15 protein-coding genes, 1 tRNA gene and 3 rRNA genes are annotated in these 23,047 nt (G+C 49.4%); 9 read left to right on the top strand and 10 right to left on the bottom strand.

Features of this window, described 5'->3' with window-relative positions:
* Positions 1-72 precede the first annotated feature (72 nt).
* Complete coding sequence (gene srmB / locus AC0IXI_RS05630; protein WP_064513137.1) at positions 73-1,395, top strand: ATP-dependent RNA helicase SrmB; 1,323 nt, start codon at positions 73-75, stop codon at positions 1,393-1,395.
* A 176-nt stretch (positions 1,396-1,571) separates the two neighbouring features.
* On the opposite strand, the gene grcA is transcribed toward srmB, so the two are convergent.
* The gene (gene grcA, locus AC0IXI_RS05625) at positions 1,572-1,955 is read right to left on the bottom strand and encodes an autonomous glycyl radical cofactor GrcA (protein WP_064513139.1); all 384 of its coding nucleotides are present in this window, start codon (positions 1,953-1,955) and stop codon (positions 1,572-1,574) included.
* A gap of 320 nt (positions 1,956-2,275) precedes the next feature.
* Here grcA and ung point away from each other — a divergent pair, with 320 nt between their 5' ends.
* Positions 2,276-2,956, top strand: a complete 681-nt coding sequence (ung, locus tag AC0IXI_RS05620) for a uracil-DNA glycosylase (RefSeq protein ID WP_064513143.1) — start codon at positions 2,276-2,278, stop codon at positions 2,954-2,956.
* Between the two features lie 54 nt (positions 2,957-3,010).
* Here ung and AC0IXI_RS05615 read toward each other — a convergent pair whose 3' ends face one another.
* Positions 3,011-4,072: a tRNA/rRNA methyltransferase gene (locus AC0IXI_RS05615; RefSeq protein WP_064513145.1), complete on the bottom strand. Its 1,062-nt coding sequence runs from the start codon at positions 4,070-4,072 to the stop codon at positions 3,011-3,013.
* Positions 4,073-4,282: 210 nt separating this feature from the next.
* On the opposite strand from AC0IXI_RS05615, the gene trxC reads away from it, so the two are divergent.
* The 5 genes from trxC (at position 4,283) to AC0IXI_RS05590 (ending at position 10,022) form a co-directional block, all read left to right on the top strand.
* Complete coding sequence (trxC, locus tag AC0IXI_RS05610; protein ID WP_034461817.1) at positions 4,283-4,702, top strand: thioredoxin TrxC; 420 nt, start codon at positions 4,283-4,285, stop codon at positions 4,700-4,702.
* 72 nt (positions 4,703-4,774) lie between these two features.
* Complete coding sequence (locus tag AC0IXI_RS05605; RefSeq protein ID WP_471682044.1) at positions 4,775-5,476, top strand: tRNA-uridine aminocarboxypropyltransferase; 702 nt, start codon at positions 4,775-4,777, stop codon at positions 5,474-5,476.
* A gap of 32 nt (positions 5,477-5,508) precedes the next feature.
* Positions 5,509-8,169: a bifunctional acetate--CoA ligase family protein/GNAT family N-acetyltransferase gene (locus AC0IXI_RS05600; protein ID WP_134184889.1), complete on the top strand. Its 2,661-nt coding sequence runs from the start codon at positions 5,509-5,511 to the stop codon at positions 8,167-8,169.
* Between the two features lie 114 nt (positions 8,170-8,283).
* Positions 8,284-9,639 (top strand): CDP-diacylglycerol--serine O-phosphatidyltransferase, encoded by a 1,356-nt coding sequence (gene pssA, locus AC0IXI_RS05595; RefSeq protein WP_134184887.1) that lies wholly within the window; start codon positions 8,284-8,286, stop codon positions 9,637-9,639.
* A 59-nt stretch (positions 9,640-9,698) separates the two neighbouring features.
* Positions 9,699-10,022, top strand: coding sequence for a YfiM family lipoprotein (locus AC0IXI_RS05590; protein WP_134184886.1), 324 nt, complete (start codon positions 9,699-9,701; stop codon positions 10,020-10,022).
* Here AC0IXI_RS05590 and AC0IXI_RS05585 read toward each other — a convergent pair.
* From AC0IXI_RS05585 to rluD, 8 genes are all read right to left on the bottom strand, one after another.
* Positions 10,019-11,323, bottom strand: a complete 1,305-nt coding sequence (locus tag AC0IXI_RS05585) for an MFS transporter (RefSeq protein ID WP_064513156.1) — start codon at positions 11,321-11,323, stop codon at positions 10,019-10,021. The genes AC0IXI_RS05590 and AC0IXI_RS05585 overlap by 4 nt on opposite strands.
* Positions 11,324-11,539: 216 nt before the next feature.
* Positions 11,540-11,655, bottom strand: a 5S ribosomal RNA gene (gene rrf, locus AC0IXI_RS05580).
* A 111-nt stretch (positions 11,656-11,766) separates the two neighbouring features.
* A 23S ribosomal RNA gene (locus AC0IXI_RS05575) occupies positions 11,767-14,675 on the bottom strand.
* Positions 14,676-14,891: 216 nt separating this feature from the next.
* Positions 14,892-14,967, bottom strand: a tRNA-Glu gene (locus tag AC0IXI_RS05570).
* A gap of 89 nt (positions 14,968-15,056) precedes the next feature.
* Positions 15,057-16,595 (bottom strand): 16S ribosomal RNA (locus AC0IXI_RS05565).
* The 16S, 23S and 5S rRNA genes sit together here with 1 tRNA gene alongside, the layout of an rRNA operon.
* Before the next feature lie 472 nt (positions 16,596-17,067).
* Complete coding sequence (clpB, locus tag AC0IXI_RS05560) at positions 17,068-19,641, bottom strand: ATP-dependent chaperone ClpB (protein WP_134184218.1); 2,574 nt, start codon at positions 19,639-19,641, stop codon at positions 17,068-17,070.
* A gap of 130 nt (positions 19,642-19,771) precedes the next feature.
* Positions 19,772-20,503: a purine nucleoside phosphorylase YfiH gene (yfiH, locus tag AC0IXI_RS05555; RefSeq protein WP_064513177.1), complete on the bottom strand. Its 732-nt coding sequence runs from the start codon at positions 20,501-20,503 to the stop codon at positions 19,772-19,774.
* Positions 20,500-21,480 (bottom strand): 23S rRNA pseudouridine(1911/1915/1917) synthase RluD, encoded by a 981-nt coding sequence (rluD, locus tag AC0IXI_RS05550; protein ID WP_064513180.1) that lies wholly within the window; start codon positions 21,478-21,480, stop codon positions 20,500-20,502. Before rluD ends, yfiH begins: the two co-directional genes overlap by 4 nt.
* Before the next feature lie 130 nt (positions 21,481-21,610).
* Between rluD and bamD the strand changes: the two genes are divergently transcribed.
* Both bamD and raiA read left to right on the top strand, forming a co-directional pair.
* Positions 21,611-22,348, top strand: a complete 738-nt coding sequence (gene bamD / locus AC0IXI_RS05545; protein WP_471682043.1) for an outer membrane protein assembly factor BamD — start codon at positions 21,611-21,613, stop codon at positions 22,346-22,348.
* Positions 22,349-22,620: 272 nt separating this feature from the next.
* Complete coding sequence (raiA, locus tag AC0IXI_RS05540; protein WP_064513185.1) at positions 22,621-22,959, top strand: ribosome-associated translation inhibitor RaiA; 339 nt, start codon at positions 22,621-22,623, stop codon at positions 22,957-22,959.
* The last annotated feature ends 88 nt before the right edge of the window (positions 22,960-23,047 follow it).

The raw sequence follows: 23,047 nt of genomic DNA, 5'->3' as shown, positions 1-23,047 counted from the left end.
CAGTTACCCACACAAACAGATGAAGATCGCAGCCATAACGTCTATAATCGGCGCCCTACATAGAGGAAGACCATGACTGTAACCACTTTTTCCGAACTGGAACTTGACGAGAGTTTGTTACTCGCGCTCCAGGACAAGGGCTTTACCCGCCCGACAGCTATTCAGGCTGCCGCCATTCCACCTGCACTTGAAGGGCGTGATGTCCTCGGTTCCGCGCCAACCGGTACCGGTAAAACAGCCGCTTATTTGCTGCCTGTGTTACAGCATTTGGTCGATTTCCCGCGTAAGAAATCTGGCCCACCACGTATTTTGATCGTCACGCCAACGCGTGAACTGGCAATGCAAGTGGCCGATCACGCTCGTGAACTGGCAAAACATACACATCTTGATATCGCAACCATCACCGGTGGCGTGGCTTATATGAACCACGCGGAAGTGTTCAGCGAAAATCAGGATATTGTTGTTGCAACGACGGGTCGTCTGCTGCAATACATCAAAGAAGAAAACTTTGATTGCCGTGCGGTAGAGACACTGATTCTTGATGAAGCCGATCGCATGTTGGATCTGGGCTTTGCGCAGGATATCGAAACCATTGCTGCTGAAACACGCTGGCGCAAACAAACCATGTTGTTCTCCGCAACGCTTGAAGGCGACGCGATCAAGAACTTCGCAGAGCGTTTGTTAGAAGATCCGGTAGAAGTTTCTGCAACCTCCTCAACTCGCGAGCGCAAGAAAATCCACCAGTGGTACTACCGCGCAGACAACGTTGAGCATAAAACGGCAATGCTGGTGCATTTGCTTAAGCAACCAGACACTACACGTTCAATCGTGTTTGTCCGTAAACGCGACCGTGTGCATGAACTGGTTGCGTGGCTTCGTGAAGCGGGTATCAACACCTGCTACCTCGAAGGCGAAATGGTGCAGATGAAGCGTACCGAAGCTATCAAGCGTTTGACTGATGGCCGTGTGAGCGTGTTGATTGCGACAGATGTTGCCGCTCGAGGTATCGATATTCCAGAAGTGAGCCATGTGTTCAACTTCGATATGCCGCGTACTGCTGACACTTACCTGCACCGTATCGGGCGTACAGGCCGTGCGGGCCTCAAAGGTATCGCTATTTCCCTGGTTGAAGCGCACGACCATTTGCTGCTTGGCAAAGTTACGCGTTACATGAAAGAACCAATGAAAGCGCGCATTATCGAAGAGCTGCGCCCAACGACCCGCGCACCAAGTGAGAAACTCACTGGTAAGCCGTCGAAGAAAGTACTCGCTAAGCGCGAAGAGAAGAAGAAAGACGATAAAGAAAAACCGCGTGTGAAAGTTCGTCTGCGCGATAAAAAGAATGTCGGGAAGCGCCGTAAACCAAGCAGTGCGAAAACCGATTCAGCTGAATAAATCGTCAGCGATCATAAAAACCGTCTCTATGGAGGCGGTTTTTTTACGTTCTGAGTTAGTATTTTAACCGTTTCATAACGGTTACTGACTCAAAGCCATAAAAAAGCCGGTGCAATGAGCACCGGCTTTTTAAATCTTAAATACTGTATACCCGAAATAATTCGAGATGCAGGATATTAGAGGCTTGCAGTAAAAGTACGTGCAATAACATCACGCTGCTGTTCTGCAGTCAGTGAGTTGAAACGTACTGCATAGCCAGACACACGAATGGTCAACTGCGGGTATTTTTCTGGGTGCTTAACTGCATCTTCCAGAGTCTCACGACGCAGAACGTTCACGTTCAGGTGCTGACCACCTTCTACACGAACTTCAGGTTTTGCTTCAACTGGGATTTCGCGATATTCGATTTCACCCAATTTGCTCACTTCTACAACTTCGTCTTCTGCAAAACCAGCTTTAGCACAAACACAACGCGCTTCGCCTTTCTCGCTGTCCAGCAGCCAGATAGAGTTCAGGAGTGAATCATTTGCAGCTTTAGTAATTTGGATACCAGTAATCATTTTATTTCTCCCTAAGGGCTAATTTTGTGATTCTATTTCGGGCCATAAACTGGCTCATTGGTAAAACCATTGTTGCGTTACTGATCTTTATACTAGCCAAACCAGCTTCCAACTTTGATTTAAATCAATTAAACCCATGCCTTCTATGTGCCTATGATATCATTTATTTGTTTTACATCAACTTAGCCAAGCTGGTGAAAATTAAAAATTATGTAAATTTTCAAATTTTTTTAGGTTTCACGCTTATCAGCCGTTCATCCATTTTGCTTAGAAGAAAGAAGTGGTTAAGCTAGTGGCATTCCGAATCGCAGGAGAGCGAGATGACAACCCCCCTCACATGGCACGATGTGCTGGCGCAAGAAAAGCAGCAGACCTATTTCACAAACATACTGGCGACAGTTACTGAACGGCGTGCTGCTGGAGTCACGGTTTATCCTCCGCAGAAAGATGTGTTCAACGCATTCAGGTTTACTGAGCTGGGTGATGTTAAAGTCGTGATCCTTGGTCAAGACCCTTACCATGGGCCAGGACAGGCGCATGGGCTGGCCTTTTCTGTGCTTCCCGGCGTTGCAGTGCCGCCATCATTAGCCAATATGTATAAAGAGCTACAGACCGATATTGCTGATTTTACGCGGCCAAACCACGGCTATCTGGAAAGCTGGGCGCGCCAGGGCGTATTATTGCTCAACACCGTACTGACTGTTGAAGCAGGCAATGCGCATTCACATGCGAAATTAGGTTGGGAGACGTTCACGGATAAAGTGATAGCGCTTATCAACGAACACTGTGAAGGTGTGGTCTTTTTGCTATGGGGTTCGCACGCGCAAAAGAAAGGTAGCTTTATCGATCGCAATCGCCACCATGTTTTACAAGCTCCCCATCCTTCGCCTTTATCAGCACATCGTGGGTTTATGGGCTGCGGTCATTTCTCTAAAACTAATGAGTATCTGACTGAGCGCAACCAGCCAGCGATTAACTGGACGCCTGTGTTGCCAGATTAAAGAGACAAAAAAGCCAGCTTTCGCTGGCTTTTTAAAGCAGTCATTAACAAAGCATCACGCTTTGTTTTGACGCCACCATTCCGAGAGCAACACACCGGTTGCTACTGATACGTTCAGGCTTTCAACATTACCAGTACCGGTAATCGCCACGCTCATATCAGCATTTTCGAAGGTTGCATCGGAAACGCCTTCGCGTTCCTGACCTAACACCAGAACCATTTTCTTCGGCAACTCAGCTTTGAAAAGCGGAGTTCCTTTGTGGCTTGATGTTGTGACAATCGCATAACCGGCTTTACGGAATTGCTCCAGACCGTCTTCGAAAGTCTCGCCGCTGATGGCTTCAACATGCTCCGCACCGCCTTCAGCAGTACGAACAGCAGCACCAGACTCCAGCATTGCCGCATCTTCTACCAGCAAACCTTTCACACCGAAGTGTGCACAGCTGCGCATAATGCCGCCGAGGTTGTGCGGGTTAGCCACGTTTTCCAGCGCCAGTACACAATCTTCTTCACCAGCTTTAGAAAGCCAGCTATCAACTGTGATACCACGACGCTTTTTAATGATGAAGCAAACGCCACCGTGGTGCTCAGTACCTGATGCTTTCACTAACTCAGCATCATCTACCACATGGTAGGCTTTACGGTTTGCTGCCATCCAACGTAATGCTTCTTTGAAACGCGGAGTCACGCTCTGGACAAACCAGGCGCGTACGATGCAATCAGGGCGGCTCAAGAACAGCGCCTGGCAAGCATTTTCACCGTAAACACGAGTTTCTTCCGCACGCTGGCGGCGAATCACTTCAGGGTCAACAATTGGTCTGCCGTTGGCACCCATTTGTTCGCCTGCTTCAACTACTTCTTCTCTTGGCGGTCGTGAAACCGTACGCCACGGGTTATCACCGCGATCGTCACGATCATCACTACGATTCCGATCACGCCCGGCGCCAGGCTTATCATCGCGACGTGGACCACGACGGCCCTCACCACGTGACGGTGCCGCCGGACGCCCACCACCTTTACCTGTGCGCGGGTTTTGGCTGCGTTTTTCGCTGTCATCGTCACCGCGGACATACATCACTTTGACCTTGCCGCTTTTACCTTTAAATTCGTCGTTCATTCTTCTCTCCACCTGGCTGAGCGCGTGGCGCGCAGATTACCCGATGTGGCACGGCTTAGCCATTAACTTTGGTCGAAAGCCAATAACTATTATATCCATCGAATAAATCACTTGGCTGGTACTCTATTAATCGCTGATAATATTTAACATATAAGAAACATTACTGACGAGTTGACTGTTTTCAGACAACGTATCCTTTAGAGGTTAGCTATGAATACCGTTTGTGCCGCCTGCCAGGCGATTAATCGCATCCCCGATGAGCGTATTGATGACGGTGCGAAATGTGGCCGTTGTGGCCATGAACTATTTGATGGTGAAGTGATTAATGCCACCAGCGAAACGCTGGATAAATTGCTGCAAGATGATTTACCCGTAGTCGTGGATTTCTGGGCGCCGTGGTGTGGGCCATGCGTGAACTTCGCGCCAATCTTCGAAGATGTGGCGGAAGAACGTAGCGGCAAAGTGCGTTTTGTAAAAGTGAATACAGAAGCAGAGCCGGCACTGAGCGCACGTTTCCGTATCCGCAGTATTCCAACCATAATGGTGTTCAAAAAAGGTGAAATGGTCGACATGCTAAACGGTGCGATGCCTAAAGCACCGTTTGATAGCTGGTTGAACGAAAACATCTAACTTCACGGGTACGTTTATTGTGCCCGAATGCCTCATCTACGTTAGAATGGCGTTTTTAAGCTTGTTTATCTGATGACTGAAAACGCCGTCTTACGTCTTCGTGCCGAACGCCTGGCGCGTGCAACCCGCCCTTTCCTTGCTCGTGGTAACCGCATCCGCCGTTGTCAGCGTTGCTTGCTGCCGCTAAAACAATGCCTGTGCGAAACACTACAGCCACAAAATGCACGTAGCCGTTTCTGCCTGGTGATGTTCGACACCGAACCGATGAAGCCGAGCAATACCGGGCGACTCATTGCAGATATTTTGCCGGATACCGAAGCTTTTCAGTGGTCACGAACCGAACCACCGCAGGCCCTGCTCGATTTAGTCAGCTCCCCGGATTACCAACCGATGGTCGTATTCCCCGCTTCTTATGCAAGCGTTAGGCGAGAAGTGCTGACCGTGCCGCCCAAAAGTGGCAAACCACCGCTTTTCATCATACTCGACGGCACATGGACTGAAGCGCGTAAAATGTTTCGCAAGAGTCCTTACCTGGACAATCTTCCGGTCATTTCAGTGGACTTGAGTATTGTCTCTGCTTATCGGCTCCGTGAAGTTCATGCTGACGGGCAATACTGCACCGCAGAAGTCGCAGCAGCTTTACTCGCACTGGCCGGCGATGAACACGCAGCTGTTGGGCTAACCGAACATTTCACGCTGTTTCGTGAGCGATATCTGGCAGGCAAACCCCATCATCAGTCCAGCATCACAGCAGCGGAACCAGAAAGCGTTTAAACTCACTGAGTTAATTCTCAGGGGAGAGAGCAATGAGTCAACGTGGGCTGGAGGCGCTACTGCGTCCCAAATCAATCGCTGTTGTCGGGGCTTCTGCGAAAACCGATCGCGCAGGCTACTTAATGATGCGCAATCTTCTGGCTGGAGGTTTTAATGGCCCGGTCATGCCTGTAACGCCCAGCCATAAAGCGGTTTGCGGCGTTCTTGCCTGGCCTGATATCGCAAGCCTCCCTTTCCCGCCCGATCTTGCCGTCATTTGCACAAACTCAAAACGTAATCTCGAACTGCTACAAGCTCTGGGTGAAAAAGGCTGCAAAGCCTGCATTATTCTCTCTGCCCCACCTGAGCAACTCCCTGAATTATTAGCCTGCGCCACCCAATGGCAAATGCGTCTGCTGGGGCCAAACAGCCTCGGCTTGCTTGCGCCATGGCAAGGTCTGAATGCGAGTTTCTCACCCGTCCCAATTCAAAAAGGTAAACTGGCCTTTATTTCGCAATCAGCGGCGGTTTCGAACACTATTCTGGACTGGGCTCAGCAACGTGAAATGGGCTTCTCATGGTTTATCGCGCTCGGTGACAGTCTCGATATTGATGTTGATGAGCTACTGGATTACCTGGCTCGCGACACCAAAACCAGCGCCATTTTGCTTTACCTGGAACATTTGAGCGACGCTCGTCGCTTTGTTTCAGCGGCGCGAAGTGCTTCGCGTAACAAACCGATTCTGGTGATTAAAAGCGGCCGCAGTGCCAAAGCACAAGAACTACTGAAAACCCATATCGGACTCGATGCCGCATGGGATGCCGCCATTCAACGTGCTGGTCTATTGCGCGTTCAGGACACTCATGAGCTGTTCTCAGCGGTAGAGACGCTAAGCCATATGAGGCCATTACGCGGTGAACGCTTAATGATTATCAGCAATGGTGCAGCTCCCGCCGCCCTGGCATTGGATGAGCTATGGCTGCGCAACGGCAAACTGGCGACACTGAATGATGAAATACTCGATAAGCTCAGGAGCGCTTTGCCTGTCAGTGTTGAAAGTGGTAATCCGTTAGATTTACGCGACGATGCCACTCCGGAACGCTACCTGCACGCGGTTGAAACGCTACTTGATAGCCAGGATTATGATGCCCTGATGATCATCCATGCCCCGAGTGCTGCAGCCCCTGGGACGGTAAGCGCCACCGAGTTAATCGACTTAATCCACAAACATCCACGCGGCAAATACATCACGTTAATAACCAACTGGTGTGGCGAGTTTTCCTCTCAGGAAGCCAGGCGATTGTTCAGTGACGCGGGTATCCCGACTTACCGCACACCTGAAGGTGCGATAACCGCATTTATGCATATGGTGGAATATCGTCGAAATCAGAAACAGCTGCGTGAAACGCCAGCGTTACCTGTCAATCTGAAAGCCAATGCCAGTGAAGCTCATGCTCTCCTGCAACAAGCACTGACCGAAGGAGCCACCTCTCTCGATACCCATGAAGTGCGACCTATTTTACAAGCGTACGGGCTAAACACGCTGCCAACCTGGATTGCCGGTGATAGCGCGGAAGCTGTGCATATTGCAGAACAAATTGGTTATCCGGTCGCCCTGAAATTACGCTCCCCTGATATTCCCCATAAATCTGAAGTTCAGGGTGTCATGTTGTACCTGAGAACCGCCACTGAGGTTCAACAAGCCGCTGATGCCATCATTGATCGAGTGAAAATGACCTGGCCACAGGCACGTATCCACGGGTTGTTGGTCCAAAGTATGGCTAACCGGGCAGGAGCACAGGAGCTGCGGATAGTGGTTGAGCATGATCCCGTCTTTGGCCCTCTGATTATGCTGGGCGAAGGCGGCGTCGAGTGGCGCCCCGATCAGCAGGCCGTGGTGGCCTTACCGCCACTCAATATGAATCTTGCCCGTTATTTGGTTATTCAGGCGATCAAAAGCGGCAAAATACGTGGGCGCAGCGCATTACGCCCGTTAGATGTGCCCGGTATCAGCCAGGTACTGGTGCAGGTCTCAAACCTGATTGTGGATTGCCCGGAAATCCAGCGTCTGGATATTCATCCGCTTTTAGCCTCCGGTAATGAATTCACTCTTCTAGATGTGACTTTGCAGCTCGGTAAATTTGACGGAGATGCAGAAACACGATTAGCGATCCGCCCCTATCCGTACCAACTTGAAGAAAATGTGACTCTCAAGAACGGCGAGCAATGCCTGTTCCGCCCGATCCTTCCGGAAGATGAGCCCTTGCTTCAACAGTTTATTTCTCTGGTTACCAAAGAAGATCTCTACTATCGCTACTTCAGTGAGATCAACGAATTTACCCATGAAGATTTAGCCAATATGACCCAGATCGACTACGATCGAGAAATGGCATTCGTCGCAGTGCGCCAAAAAAATGGCGAGAGTGAGATAATCGGCGTCACGCGCGCGATCTCTGATCCCGACAATATCGATGCGGAATTTGCTGTGCTGGTTCGTTCTGACCTGAAGGGTTTGGGATTGGGGCGGCGATTACTGGAAAAACTGATTGCCTATACCAGTGATCATGGGCTGCAAAGATTAAATGGCATTACGATGCCGAACAATCGTGGCATGGTCACTTTGGCCAGAAAACTCGGATTTGATGTCGATATACAACTGGAAGATGGCATCGTAAGTCTGGCTCTTCCATTGATAAAAAGCATAGATTCGTGAGTAAGGTACTGGAAAACTTACTCACTTTGCGGGTCAGTAGTGGTATTATCAGCAGGTTCTGACGTCTGGATTTTGCAGAAGGCCATCCAATGAATAGAGAAGATACGCACTGTGATGTTGTCTAAATTTAAACGTAATAAACATCAACAACACCTTGCCCAATTGCCGAAGCTTTCTCAGTCAGTTGATGATGTAAAGACCCTTTTCTCCCCAGCGGATTTCCGTGAAGTTCTGCTGCAAAAAATTGCGAGCGCAACTCGCCGCATCTGTATTGTCGCATTGTATCTTGAACAAGATGATGCTGGTAAAGCCGTGTTAACCGCGCTCTACCAGGCAAAACAGCAACGCCCGGAAATTGAAGTAACCGTTCTGGTGGACTGGCATCGCGCGCAGCGAGGACGCATCGGAGCCGCCGCGACCAATACCAATGCTGACTGGTATCATCGTATGACCGAGGAGTATACCGGCGTAGATATTCCAGTGTACGGCGTGCCAGTGAACACGCGCGAAGCATTAGGCGTTCTGCATTTCAAAGGTTTTATTGTTGATGATTGCGTGATTTACAGCGGTGCCAGTGTGAATGACGTCTATCTGCATCAGCATGATAAATATCGTTATGACCGCTATCAGGTCATCTGTAACCCTCAGCTTTCCGACATCATGTATAACTGGATGCAAGAAAATCTGGTACATGGTCGTGCGGTACATCGCCTGGATAAACTACACAGGCCAAAAAGCCCAGAGATCAAAAATGATATTCGTTTGTTCCGCCAGGAACTGCGAGATGCCAGTTTTCATTTCCAGGGTAATGCCGATAACGAACAGCTTGCCGTTACGCCATTAGTCGGGCTGGGTAAAGCTAGCCTGCTCAATAAAACCATCTATCATTTGATGCCGTGTACCGAGCAGAAACTTGTTATTTGTACGCCTTATTTCAACCTTCCTGCGGTGCTGGTGCGTAACATTATTACGCTCTTACGCGAAGGGAAACAGGTCGAGATTATTGTCGGTGATAAAACCGCGAATGATTTTTATATTCCGGAAGATCAACCGTTTAAAATTATCGGTGCCTTACCTTATCTCTATGAAATAAACCTTCGTCGCTTCCTGAGCCGCTTACAATACTACGTTAACAGCGGGCAATTAATTGTTCGCCTGTGGAAAGATGACGATAACAGTTACCATCTGAAAGGCATGTGGGTCGATGATGAGTGGATGCTGCTGACCGGTAATAACCTCAACCCGCGAGCGTGGAGACTGGATCTGGAGAATGCAATTCTGATTCACGATCCAAAACAAGAACTTACGGCGCAGCGTGACCATGAATTAGATTTGATTCGGACTCACACCACGGTCGTTCAACATTATCGTGATTTGCAGAGCATCGCGGAATATCCGGTTAAAGTGCGCAAGCTTATTCGCCGCTTACGCCGTATCCGTATAGACCGTTTGATAAGTCGTATTCTGTAATTCATCGCTATACTGAAAAGCCCTGCTTGCAGGGTTTTTTTGTAGCCAGAGGATCATGAATGCTGCGTTTTTTACTCCCCTCAATATTCCTTCTTAGCGGTTGCAGCCATATGGCACAAGACCAATGGCATGGTCAGGATAAAGCACAGCACTTTATCGCATCGGCTATTTTATCCGCAGCAGGGAACGAATATGGCCAGCATCAGGGCTGGAGTGACTCCCGTAGTGCGAATTTTGGTTTCTTATTTTCGGTAAGTCTTGGGGCCACGAAAGAATTATGGGATAGCCGCCCGGCTGGAAGTGGATGGAGCTGGAAAGATTTCACATGGGATGTAGCCGGTGCAGCCACCGGCTATGCAATATGGCAATTTGCTAAATATTAAAGTTTAATGCCCTTCCCTTTGCGGTGTAGCAATAGCGATACCAGAAACGCCAGCGCCCCCATTCCTGAGACATACCAGAAAAATGCAGTCTCCATTCCGATGGATTTAAGTGAGAGCGCAACATATTCAGCCGACCCGCCAAACAAGGCATTTGCAACCGCATACGAAAGGCCAACACCTAATGCACGTACCTCAGGTGGGAACATCTCGGCTTTCAAAATACCACTTATTGAAGTGTAAAAACTGACGATCAGCATCGCGAGAATGACCAGACCGAATGCGGCATAAGGTGAGCTAACGCTTTGTAAAGCAGTCAGAATTGGCACAGTCATCACCGTTGCCAGGCCACCAAAGCACAACATCGAATTTCGACGACCTATTTTGTCGGACAACGCACCAAAGAAGGGTTGCACCAACATAAAGATAAACAATGCGAAGGTCATTAATGCGCTGGCTGTGTTGGCATGCATCCCTGCAGTATTGACCAGGTACTTTTGCATGTAAGTTGTGAAGGTATAGAAGCTAAGTGACCCACCGGCTGTGAACCCGAGTACCATAATAAAGGCTCTACGGTTTTTCCAAAGCCCACCCAGAGTCCCTGCATCTTTGTGTTCCCGGGTCGCTTTATCTGAAGTTTCATCTAATGAACGGCGTAAATAGAGGGCGACAACGGCAAGTACTGCGCCCAGTGCGAAAGGTATCCTCCATCCCCATTCACGCAACTCTCCATCACTGAGAACTTGTTGAAGTACAACCACAACGAGTAGCGCTAAAAGTTGCCCACCAATGAGTGTTACGTATTGAAAAGACGCATAAAAACCTTTCCGCCCTTCTACTGCAACTTCACTCATATAAGTTGCACTCGTACCGTATTCCCCTCCAACAGATAGCCCCTGAAATAAACGAGCAAGCAACAAAAGTGCCGGTGCCCAAGTGCCAATCGAGGAATAACCGGGCAAACAGGCGATTACCAGAGATCCAAAACACATCATGCAAACAGAGATGAGCATCGAGTTTTTACGCCCGTGCTTGTCGGCAATATAACCAAACAGCCAACCACCAATCGGGCGCATTAAAAAACCTGCGGCAAATACCCCGGCAGTTTGTAGAAGTTGTGTTGTGCTATTGCCCGAAGGGAAGAAGATATGTGCAAAGTAGAGTGAACAGAATGAGTAGACATAGAAATCAAACCATTCAACCAGATTCCCCGATGAGGCTCCCACAATTGCCCAAATACGACGACGTGTATCTGAACCTGTAAGCGTTCCGCTGTCCTGATGTGTTGTTGCTGTTTCAGTCATTTTTTAATCCCCTGTCTTCCTGAATAAGCGTAAAGCCCAAAGATTCAGTAAAGCAGGTGATTATTTAGATGCTATTCAGAGTTGTCTGTTTTGAGGTAGTTACGTCAAGAATTGTGAGCAAGCTAATCTTTTTATCTGCATGTCGGTGAATTTTCATAAATCGCATAAAACAAAAAAGCCCCATGCTTTCGCATGAGGCTTGTTTGTTTATTTGGAGCCTGGCAGTTCCCTACTCTCGCATGGGGAGACCCCACACTACCATCGGCGCTACGGCGTTTCACTTCTGAGTTCGGCATGGGGTCAGGTGGGACCACCGCGCTAGTGCCGCCAGGCATATTCTGTTTCATCAACCGTCATGCTTTCACATAACCATCGACTTAAAATCTCGGTTCAAGCTGAAAATCAAATGCTTAGTCTCTCAACCAAAACACCTTCGGTGTTGTAAGGTTAAGCCTCACGGATCATTAGTACTGGTTAGCTCAACGTATCGCTACGCTTACACACCCAGCCTATCAACGTCGTAGTCTTCAACGTTCCTTCAGGGGAATCAAGTTCCCAGGGAGAATTCATCTCGGGGCAAGTTTCGCGCTTAGATGCTTTCAGCGCTTATCTTTTCCGCATTTAGCTACCGGGCAATGCCATTGGCATGACAACCCGAACACCAGTGATGCGTCCACTCCGGTCCTCTCGTACTAGGAGCAGCCCCCCTCAATTCTCCAGCGCCCACGGCAGATAGGGACCGAACTGTCTCACGACGCTCTAAACCCAGCTCGCGTACCACTTTAAATGGCGAACAGCCATACCCTTGGGACCTACTTCAGCCCCAGGATGTGATGAGCCGACATCGAGGTGCCAAACACCGCCGTCGATATGAACTCTTGGGCGGTATCAGCCTGTTATCCCCGGAGTACCTTTTATCCGTTGAGCGATGGCCCTTCCATTCAGAACCACCGGATCACTAAGACCTGCTTTCGCACCTGCTCGAGCCGTCACTCTCGCAGTCAAGCTAGCTTATGCCTTTGCACTAACCTCACGATGTCCGACCGTGATTAGCTAACCTTCGTGCTCCTCCGTTACGCTTTAGGAGGAGACCGCCCCAGTCAAACTACCCACCAGACACTGTCCGCAACCCCGATTAGGGGTCTACGTTAGAACACCAGCCATTAAAGGGTGGTATTTCAAGGTTGGCTCCACAAGAACTGGCGTCCTCGCTTCAAAGCCTCCCACCTATCCTACACATCAAGGACCAGTGTTCAGTGTCAAGCTATAGTAAAGGTTCACGGGGTCTTTCCGTCTTGCCGCGGGTACACTGCATCTTCACAGCGATTTCAATTTCACTGAGTCTCGGGTGGAGACAGCCTGGCCATCATTACGCCATTCGTGCAGGTCGGAACTTACCCGACAAGGAATTTCGCTACCTTAGGACCGTTATAGTTACGGCCGCCGTTTACCGGGGCTTCGATCAAGAGCTTCAGCTTGCGCTTAACCCCATCAATTAACCTTCCGGCACCGGGCAGGCGTCACACCGTATACGTCCACTTTCGTGTTTGCACAGTGCTGTGTTTTTAATAAACAGTTGCAGCCAGCTGGTATCTTCGACTGCCTTCAGCTCCATCCGCGAGGGACTTCACCTACCGACAGCGTGCCTTCTCCCGAAGTTACGGCACCATTTTGCCTAGTTCCTTCACCCGAGTTCTCTCAAGCGCCTTGGTATTCTCTACCTGACCACCTGTGTCGGTTTGGGGTACGATTTGATGTGACCTGATGCTTAGAGGCTTTTCCTGGAAGTGCGGCATTTGTTACTTCAGTACCGTAGTACCTCGTCATCACACCTCAGCGTTAGATAAGAGTCCGGATTTACCTAAACTCTCCGCCTACATGCTTAAACCGGGACAACCGTCGCCCGGCTAACATAGCCCTCTCCGTCCCCCCTTCGCAGTCACACCGAGTACAGGAATATTAACCTGTTTCCCATCGACTACGCCTTTCGGCCTCGCCTTAGGGGTCGACTCACCCTGCCCCGATTAACGTTGGACAGGAACCCTTGGTCTTCCGGCGAGCGGGTTTTTCACCCGCTTTATCGTTACTTATGTCAGCATTCGCACTTCTGATACCTCCACCTACCCTCACAGGTAAGCTTCGACGGCTTACAGAACGCTCCCCTACCCAACAACGCATAAGCGTCGCTGCCGCAGCTTCGGTGCATGGTTTAGCCCCGTTACATCTTCCGCGCAGGCCGACTCGACCAGTGAGCTATTACGCTTTCTTTAAATGATGGCTGCTTCTAAGCCAACATCCTGGCTGTCTGTGCCTTCCCACATCGTTTCCCACTTAACCATGACTTTGGGACCTTAGCTGGCGGTCTGGGTTGTTTCCCTCTTCACGACGGACGTTAGCACCCGCCGTGTGTCTCCCGTGATAACATTCTTCGGTATTCGTAGTTTGCATCGGGTTGGTAAGCCGGGATGGCCCCCTAGCCGAAACAGTGCTCTACCCCCGAAGATGAGTTCACGAGGCGCTACCTAAATAGCTTTCGGGGAGAACCAGCTATCTCCCGGTTTGATTGGCCTTTCACCCCCAGCCACAAGTCATCCGCTAATTTTTCAACATTAGTCGGTTCGGTCCTCCAGTTAGTGTTACCCAACCTTCAACCTGCCCATGGCTAGATCACCGGGTTTCGGGTCTATACCCTGCAACTTAACGCCCAGTTAAGACTCGGTTTCCCTGCGGCTCCCCTATACGGTTAACCTTGCTACAGAATATAAGTCGCTGACCCATTATACAAAAGGTACGCAGTCACCCCATAAAAGAGGCTCCCACTGCTTGTACGTACACGGTTTCAGGTTCTGTTTCACTCCCCTCGCCGGGGTTCTTTTCGCCTTTCCCTCACGGTACTTGTTCGCTATCGGTCAGTCAGGAGTATTTAGCCTTGGAGGATGGTCCCCCCATATTCAGACAGGATACCACGTGTCCCGCCCTACTCTTCGAGTTCACAGCAAGTGCATTTTTGTGTACGGGAGTATCACCCTGTACCCTGCGACTTTCCAGACGCTTCCACTAATGCACAAACTGATTCAGACTCTGGGCTGTTCCCCGTTCGCTCGCCGCTACTGGGGGAATCTCGGTTGATTTCTTTTCCTCGAGGTACTTAGATGTTTCAGTTCCCTCGGTTCGCTTCGTTAAGCTATGTATTCACTTAACGATAGTGCAACGAATTGCACTGGGTTTCCCCATTCGGAAATCGTCGGTTATAACGGTTCATATCACCTTACCGACGCTTATCGCAGATTAGCACGTCCTTCATCGCCTCTGACTGCCAGGGCATCCACCGTGTACGCTTAGTCGCTTAACCTCACAACCCGAAGATGTCTCGTAAGACACAATCGATGATGTGAAAATTTGAGAGACTCGAACACACTTCTATTCCTTTCTTATTACGGAGAAAGGAAACAGTGTGTCGTTTCAATTTTCAGCTTGTTCCGGATTTTTAAAGAGCAATATCTCAAACGTGACTCGAAAGTCAGTTTTGAGATATTCGGTGATAATGTCTTTCACACATTATCGGAGATGGCGTCCCCAAGGGGATTCGAACCCCTGTTACAGCCGTGAAAGGGCAGTGTCCTAGGCCTCTAGACGATGGGGACACGAATAATCCTGATAACAGGATATCGCTTGCTCATTTACTTCTATCAGACAATCTGTGTGAGCACTACGCCGGTTTGTATCTATTAGGTAAGGAGGTGATCCAACCGCAGGTTCCCCTACGGTTACCTTGTTACGACTTCACCCCAGTCATGAATCACAAAGTGGTAAGCGCCCTCCCGAAGGTTAAGCTACCTACTTCTTTTGCAACCCACTCCCATGGTGTGACGGGCGGTGTGTACAAGGCCCGGGAACGTATTCACCGTAGCATTCTGATCTACGATTACTAGCGATTCCGACTTCACGGAGTCGAGTTGCAGACTCCGATCCGGACTACGACGCACTTTATGAGGTCCGCTTGCTCTCGCGAGGTCGCTTCTCTTTGTATGCGCCATTGTAGCACGTGTGTAGCCCTACTCGTAAGGGCCATGATGACTTGACGTCATCCCCACCTTCCTCCAGTTTATCACTGGCAGTCTCCTTTGAGTTCCCGGCCGAACCGCTGGCAACAAAGGATAAGGGTTGCGCTCGTTGCGGGACTTAACCCAACATTTCACAACACGAGCTGACGACAGCCATGCAGCACCTGTCTCACAGTTCCCGAAGGCACTAAGGCATCTCTGCCGAATTCTGTGGATGTCAAGAGTAGGTAAGGTTCTTCGCGTTGCATCGAATTAAACCACATGCTCCACCGCTTGTGCGGGCCCCCGTCAATTCATTTGAGTTTTAACCTTGCGGCCGTACTCCCCAGGCGGTCGACTTAACGCGTTAGCTCCGGAAGCCACTCCTCAAGGGAACAACCTCCAAGTCGACATCGTTTACGGCGTGGACTACCAGGGTATCTAATCCTGTTTGCTCCCCACGCTTTCGCACCTGAGCGTCAGTCTTTGTCCAGGGGGCCGCCTTCGCCACCGGTATTCCTCCAGATCTCTACGCATTTCACCGCTACACCTGGAATTCTACCCCCTCTACAAGACTCTAGCTTGCCAGTTTCGAATGCAGTTCCCAGGTTGAGCCCGGGGATTTCACATCCGACTTGACAAACCGCCTGCGTGCGCTTTACGCCCAGTAATTCCGATTAACGCTTGCACCCTCCGTATTACCGCGGCTGCTGGCACGGAGTTAGCCGGTGCTTCTTCTGCGAGTAACGTCAATCACTGCGGTTATTAACCACAATGCCTTCCTCCTCGCTGAAAGTACTTTACAACCCGAAGGCCTTCTTCATACACGCGGCATGGCTGCATCAGGCTTGCGCCCATTGTGCAATATTCCCCACTGCTGCCTCCCGTAGGAGTCTGGACCGTGTCTCAGTTCCAGTGTGGCTGGTCATCCTCTCAGACCAGCTAGGGATCGTCGCCTAGGTGAGCCATTACCTCACCTACTAGCTAATCCCATCTGGGCACATCTGATGGCAAGAGGCCCGAAGGTCCCCCTCTTTGGTCCGAAGACGTTATGCGGTATTAGCTACCGTTTCCAGTAGTTATCCCCCTCCATCAGGCAGTTTCCCAGACATTACTCACCCGTCCGCCGCTCGTCACCCAGGAGCAAGCTCCCTGTGCTACCGCTCGACTTGCATGTGTTAGGCCTGCCGCCAGCGTTCAATCTGAGCCATGATCAAACTCTTCAATTAAAAGCTTGATTTGCTTCAACTCGTGAAGCGGTGCTCAAAAATTAACTTTCGTAATAATTCAACTAAATGAATTACTGCTTGGTCACTCTTCAAGACTTGATATTTTTTTGTACCCGAAGGTACTTGAGATATCAATCCTGCGAGTGCCCACACAGATTGTCTGATAAATTGTTAAAGAGCAGTGAGTTAGGCGCTTTCGCTTGCTAACTCGAGGTGGCGTATATTACGCTTTCCTCTTTCAGAGTCAAGCGTTTATTTTCGCTTTTCGTCTGGCTGACAAGCCGGTTTGTAAGCCGTTGTGCCGTGTCAGTGGAGGCGCAGTATAGGGATTTTCTGGAAGCTGACAAGTATAAAATTCAAAAAACTTATCGATCGATTGTTTTTCATTCAAAATACATATCAAGGGCTCACTATCGCCTGGTTTTTAAACAAAAACGAGCCCCTCAGGGCCCGTTTTTGTCTTTTCTGTGACTTACTGCACTGCCACAATATGATTATCTTTTACTGTCAGATGCACTGTTTTACCAGGAATCAGCTCCCCAGAGAGGATTTGCTGAGCCAGCGGGTTCTCTATTTGCTGCTGGATAGCGCGTTTCAACGGTCTTGCACCATATACTGGGTCGTAACCATTCTCGCTAAGCAGCTTCAACGCATCCTCAGAGATAGTGACTTCATAGCCACGCTCTTCAAGGCGTTTATACAAACGCTGCAACTGAATCTGCGCAATAGAAGCAATGTGTTGTTCACCTAATGGGTGGAATACCACGACTTCATCTATACGGTTGACGAACTCCGGGCGGAAGTTCTGACTAACAACACCAAGAATCAGATCCTTCATATGACCGTAGTCCAACTCGCCGAAGCGCTCCTGAATTAAGTCAGAACCCAGGTTAGACGTCATAATCACTACCGTATTACGGAAGTCGACCGTTCTACCCTGCCCGTCAGTCAAGCGCCCATCATCCAACACCTGCAATAAGATGTTGAACACATCCGGGTGTGCCTTCTCAACTTCATCCAACAGAATGACAGAGTAAGGACGACGACGAACCGCTTCCGTCAGATAACCGCCCTCTTCGTAACCAACATACCCTGGAGGCGCACCGACCAAACGAGAGACCGAGTGTTTTTCCATAAACTCGGACATATCGATACGCACCATTGCGTCATCGCTATCAAACATAAAGTTTGCCAGCGTTTTGCACAGCTCAGTTTTACCCACACCGGTTGGCCCAAGGAACAGGAACGAACCAATCGGACGATTTGGGTCAGACAAACCAGCACGGCTACGACGAATTGCGTTTGATACGGCTTCAACAGCTTCATTCTGCCCGATAACACGAGTATGAAGTTGTTGCTCCATTCTCAGCAGTTTGTCTCGTTCACCTTCCAGCATTCGAGCCACAGGGATCCCAGTCCAGCGTGCCAGCACTTCCGCAATTTCTGCGTCAGTCACTTTGTTACGCAGCAGCCGCATGGTTTTGCCTTCACTCTGAGTTGCCGCCGCGAGCTGTTTCTCAAGCTCTGGAATCTTCCCGTACTGCAATTCAGACATACGTGCCAGATCGCCTACGCGACGAGCCTGCTCAATGGCAATTTTTGCCTGCTCCAGTTCCGCTTTAATCGTCTGCTCACCAGAAAGTGAAGCTTTCTCAGCTTTCCACTCTTCTTCCAGCACTGAATATTCACGCTCTTTCTGCCCTAATTCTTCCTCAAGCATACTCAAACGTTTTTGGCTCGCTTCGTCAGACTCTTTCTTCAATGCTTGCTGTTCCAGTTTTAGCTGGATGATACGGCGATCAAGACGGTCTAACTCTTCTGGCTTCGAGTCAATCTGCATACGAATACTGGAAGCCGCTTCATCGATAAGGTCGATGGCTTTATCCGGCAACTGACGATCGGCAATATATCGATGCGATAAAGTCGCCGCCGCAACAATGGCCGGGTCAGTAATCTGCACATGGTGGTGCAGCTCGTAGCGCTCTTTCAGCCCGCGCAAAATTGCGATGGTGTCTTCAACAGAAGGTTCAGCAACGAACACTTTCTGGAAACGACGCTCAAGCGCGGCATCCTTTTCTATATACTGACGATATTCATCAAGTGTTGTCGCGCCGACGCAGTGCAACTCACCGCGAGCCAGTGCAGGCTTAAGCATGTTACCGGCATCCATTGCACCATCGGCTTTACCTGCGCCAACCATCGTGTGCAACTCGTCAATAAATAGAATGACGTTACCTTCCTGTTTAGAAAGGTCGTTCAGCACACCTTTAAGACGTTCTTCAAATTCACCACGATATTTCGCGCCCGCCACCAGCGAACCCATATCCAGCGCCAGTACGCGACGCCCTTTCAACCCTTCAGGTACTTCACCGTTAATAATGCGCTGCGCCAGGCCTTCAACTATGGCTGTTTTACCAACGCCTGGTTCACCGATGAGTACCGGGTTGTTTTTGGTACGCCGTTGCAATACTTGAATAGTGCGGCGAATTTCTTCATCACGGCCAATTACTGGATCAAGCTTGCCCTGTTCAGCACGCTCAGTCAGATCGACGGTATATTTTTTCAATGCCTGACGTTGGTCTTCGGCACCCTGATCATTCACGTTTTCGCCTCCACGCATTTGTTCAATTGCTGCTGTCACATTTGCCGTGGTAGCACCTGCTGATTTCAATAAATCAGTTAATGTTCCGCGCGATTCAAGTGCTGCCAGAACAAATAACTCAGATGAAATGAAGTTGTCATTTCGTTTTTGCGCCAGTTTGTCACACAGGTTTAATGCACGGACTAAATCCTGCGAAGGCTGGACATCACCGCCCGTTCCTTCAACTTGTGGTAAACGGCTTAAAGCTTGCTCTATATCCGTACGTAACTTGCCAGCATTAACGCCAGCAGAGGTCAGTAACGGACGCACAGATCCACCTTCCTGATTGAGCAGTGCGCTCATCAAGTGAAGGGGTTCGATAAATTGGTTGTCTTGCCCGAGAGCTAAGGATTGGGCATCAGCGAGAGCAAGCTGGAATTTATTAGTAAGACGATCCAGACGCATAACTCCTCCCATATACAGGTCAAATTTGCTACTGGAGATTAAATGAGGTCATCCCTCAATTATTCAAGGTTAATGACCTGAAATATTTGGAGCGTTAGTTACCCGCACTGGATCGTCTTGATTCGATAGGTTATATCAGCCAAATGAAACTTGCCATACGGCCTGTGGTTCTGTCGCGTCGATATGAGAAAAAATCACCCGCTTCGCTGTAAGTGCAACGGTCACCACCATAAATATGGTTAATGCCCGCGGCAGACAAGCGTTGGCGTGCCAACGTGTAGATATCAGCGATGTATTTTTCCCCTGATGGGCGAAATGCGCTATCAGCCTGAAGATCTTTAGCCATAAACGCTTCACGCACTTCAGGGCCGACTTCAAATGCTTCAGGGCCGATAGCTGGGCCAAGCCATGCGATGATATTTTCTGGCGCATCTTTAAAACAGGCGATGGTTTCTTCAAGCACACCTTCGCACAAACCACGCCATCCCGCATGAGCAGCAGCAACCTCAGTTCCTGCCTTATTACAGAATAGCACTGGCAAACAATCTGCAGTCATTACTGCACAAACGGTGCCCGGTGTTGAACTGTAAGAAGCATCAGCGCGCTTAGACAAATATGGCCCGCCCGTGAGTTTCAACACTTCTTTGCCGTGTACCTGCTCTAACCAAACAGGTTTTGAGGGCAACAACGCAGCAGCGTAAAAAAGACGGCGGTTTTCTTCGACATCATCCAGGTTATCACCGCAATGGGCTCCCAGATTAAGCGAATCGTAAGGCGGTTGACTCACACCGCCAATACGTGTCGAACTGCAAGCAGCCACTCCTTCAGGGAGCGGCCACTGCGGGACGATCAATTTGCTCATAGCCAGTCCAATTGATCCTTATGGATTTCTGTATCAGCACGTAATGCTTCAATCAGCTCAACCATATCCTGAGGAATCGGCGCATGCCACTCCATCAACATACCGCTAATCGGATGGTGAAGACGTAACATGGTTGCATGAAGAGCCTGGCGGTCAAACTTACGCAGCACGCTAACAAACTCTTCCGACGCACCTTTTGGTGGGCGTGGACGGCCACCGTAAAGCTGATCGCCAACTAATGGATGAGTAATATGCGCCATGTGCACACGAATCTGGTGAGTACGACCTGTTTCCAGACGCAGACGCAGACGTGTGTGTACGCGGAAATGTTCCATGATTCGGTAATGCGTAACAGCTGGCTTACCCATAGGATGCACAGCCATATGGGTGCGCTTGGTAGAGTGGCGGCTGATTGGCTCGTCTACCGTGCCACCTGCAGTCATATGACCAATCGCAACTGCTTCATATTCACGCGTGATTTCACGTAATTGCAAAGCCTCAACCAGGTGAGTTTGCGCAGGAACAGTTTTCGCAACGACCATCAAACCCGTCGTGTCTTTATCCAGACGATGCACGATACCTGCACGCGGTACATCAGCAATCGGTGGGTAGTAATGCAATAGTGCATTCAGGACGGTCCCATCAGGGTTACCCGCACCAGGATGCACAACGAAATCCCGCGGTTTGTTAATCACCAGAATATCGTCATCTTCATAGACGATATTGAGCGGGATATCTTGTGGTTCCCAGCGCGCATCCTCTTCGATTTCAGCGTTGATAGTGACGCTTTCGCCACCCAACACTTTCTCTTTCGGTTTGTCGCTGATATTGCCATTGACCAGCACGCGCTGATCAAGAATCCATTCTTTTATACGCGAACGTGAATAATCCGGGAACAATTCGGCCAAAGCTTGATCTAAGCGTTGACCGAGTTGAGATTCGGACACAGTTGCGGTGAGTTGTACTAGTTGTGCCATAGACAGCTTCTTCGTTAACGTTGGGTTTTACGGCAATGCCGTTTAATATAGTGTGCTATTGTAGCTGGTCTTTATCGGGAGCTGGTACTGCGAGCCTCCCGGATAACATTCTGAGGAAAGTCAAAACGTCATGACGCGTATGAAATATCTGGTGGCAGTAGCCACGTTGAGCCTGGCTTTGGCTGGTTGCTCCAGTTCCAAGGATGAGGTTCCTGATAATCCACCTTCTGAGATCTATGCGACTGCGCAGCAAAAGTTGCAGGACGGTAACTTTAAAGCGGCGATAACGCAACTGGAAGCGCTGGATAACCGTTATCCGTTCGGGCCTTACTCGCAGCAAGTGCAGTTAGATCTTATCTATGCTTACTATAAGAACGCTGATTTGCCATTGGCTCAGGCAGCGATTGACCGCTTTATGCGCCTTAATCCTACCCATCCAAACATTGACTACGTACTTTACATGCGCGGTCTGACGGATATGGCGTTAGATGATAGCGCATTACAAGGTTTCTTTGGCGTAGATCGTTCAGACCGGGATCCGGCGCATGCGCGCGATGCGTTCAGAGATTTCTCTAAGCTGGTTCGCGGTTATCCGAACAGCCAGTATGTCACCGATGCCACCAAGCGTCTGGTGTTCCTGAAAGATCGTTTAGCGAAATATGAGCTTTCAGTGGCGCAATACTACACTAAACGCGGCGCGTGGGTTGCAGTAGTTAACCGTGTCGAAGGAATGTTGCGTGATTTCCCTGATACTCAGGCCACTCGTGATGGTCTGAAATTGATGGAAAATGCTTACCGTGAAATGCAAATGCCAGCCCAGGCTGACAAAGTTGCAAAAATTATTGCGGCAAATAGCAGCAACACCTGATTCACCAATTTATCAAAACAAAATGGCAGCCATATGGCTGCCATTTTTATTGCCCGAAATACGTAAACTGAAACGGTTTAGCGTCGGGTCATCCAATCAAATATGGACGCTATTTCTCACTTCCACAAGCTTTAAAAACAGAGATCCTGTCCTGCCTCACAAAAAGGGTTTACTGACAAAAAGTGACAAAATAATGTGATTTGCATCACACATTTTGACATTCAGAAAGGTATGCTGGAGTTACCAAGACGGGAATGACAAGAGGTAACTTTATGACAATGAACATTACCAGCAAGCAAATGGAAATCACCCCAGCTATTCGTCAGCACGTCGCAGACCGTCTAACTAAACTGGACAAGTGGCAAACACATTTAATTAACCCACACATTGTTTTGTCCAAAGAGCCGAAAGGTTTCGTGGCAGATGCCACCATTAATACGCCAAATGGCCAGCTCGTAGCGAGCGCCAAACACGATGATATGTATACGGCTATCAACGATTTGATCAACAAACTGGAGCGGCAGTTGAATAAAGTGCAACACAAGGGTGAAGCGCGTCGCACAGCAGGTTCAGTGAAAGACGTTGCTATCGCGGAAGTTGAAGAAGAGTAATCAATTTAGCCTTATCAACCATAACAACGCGCCTCCGGGCGCGTTTTTTATTGACAGAGCGAAAACAGACCGGGTACCTTACTTGTCT

This window comes from Buttiauxella sp. AC038 (genome assembly GCF_979253565.1).
The sequence above is the reverse complement of the archived record's forward strand: the minus strand, read 5'-3'. Positions and strand labels throughout refer to the sequence as shown.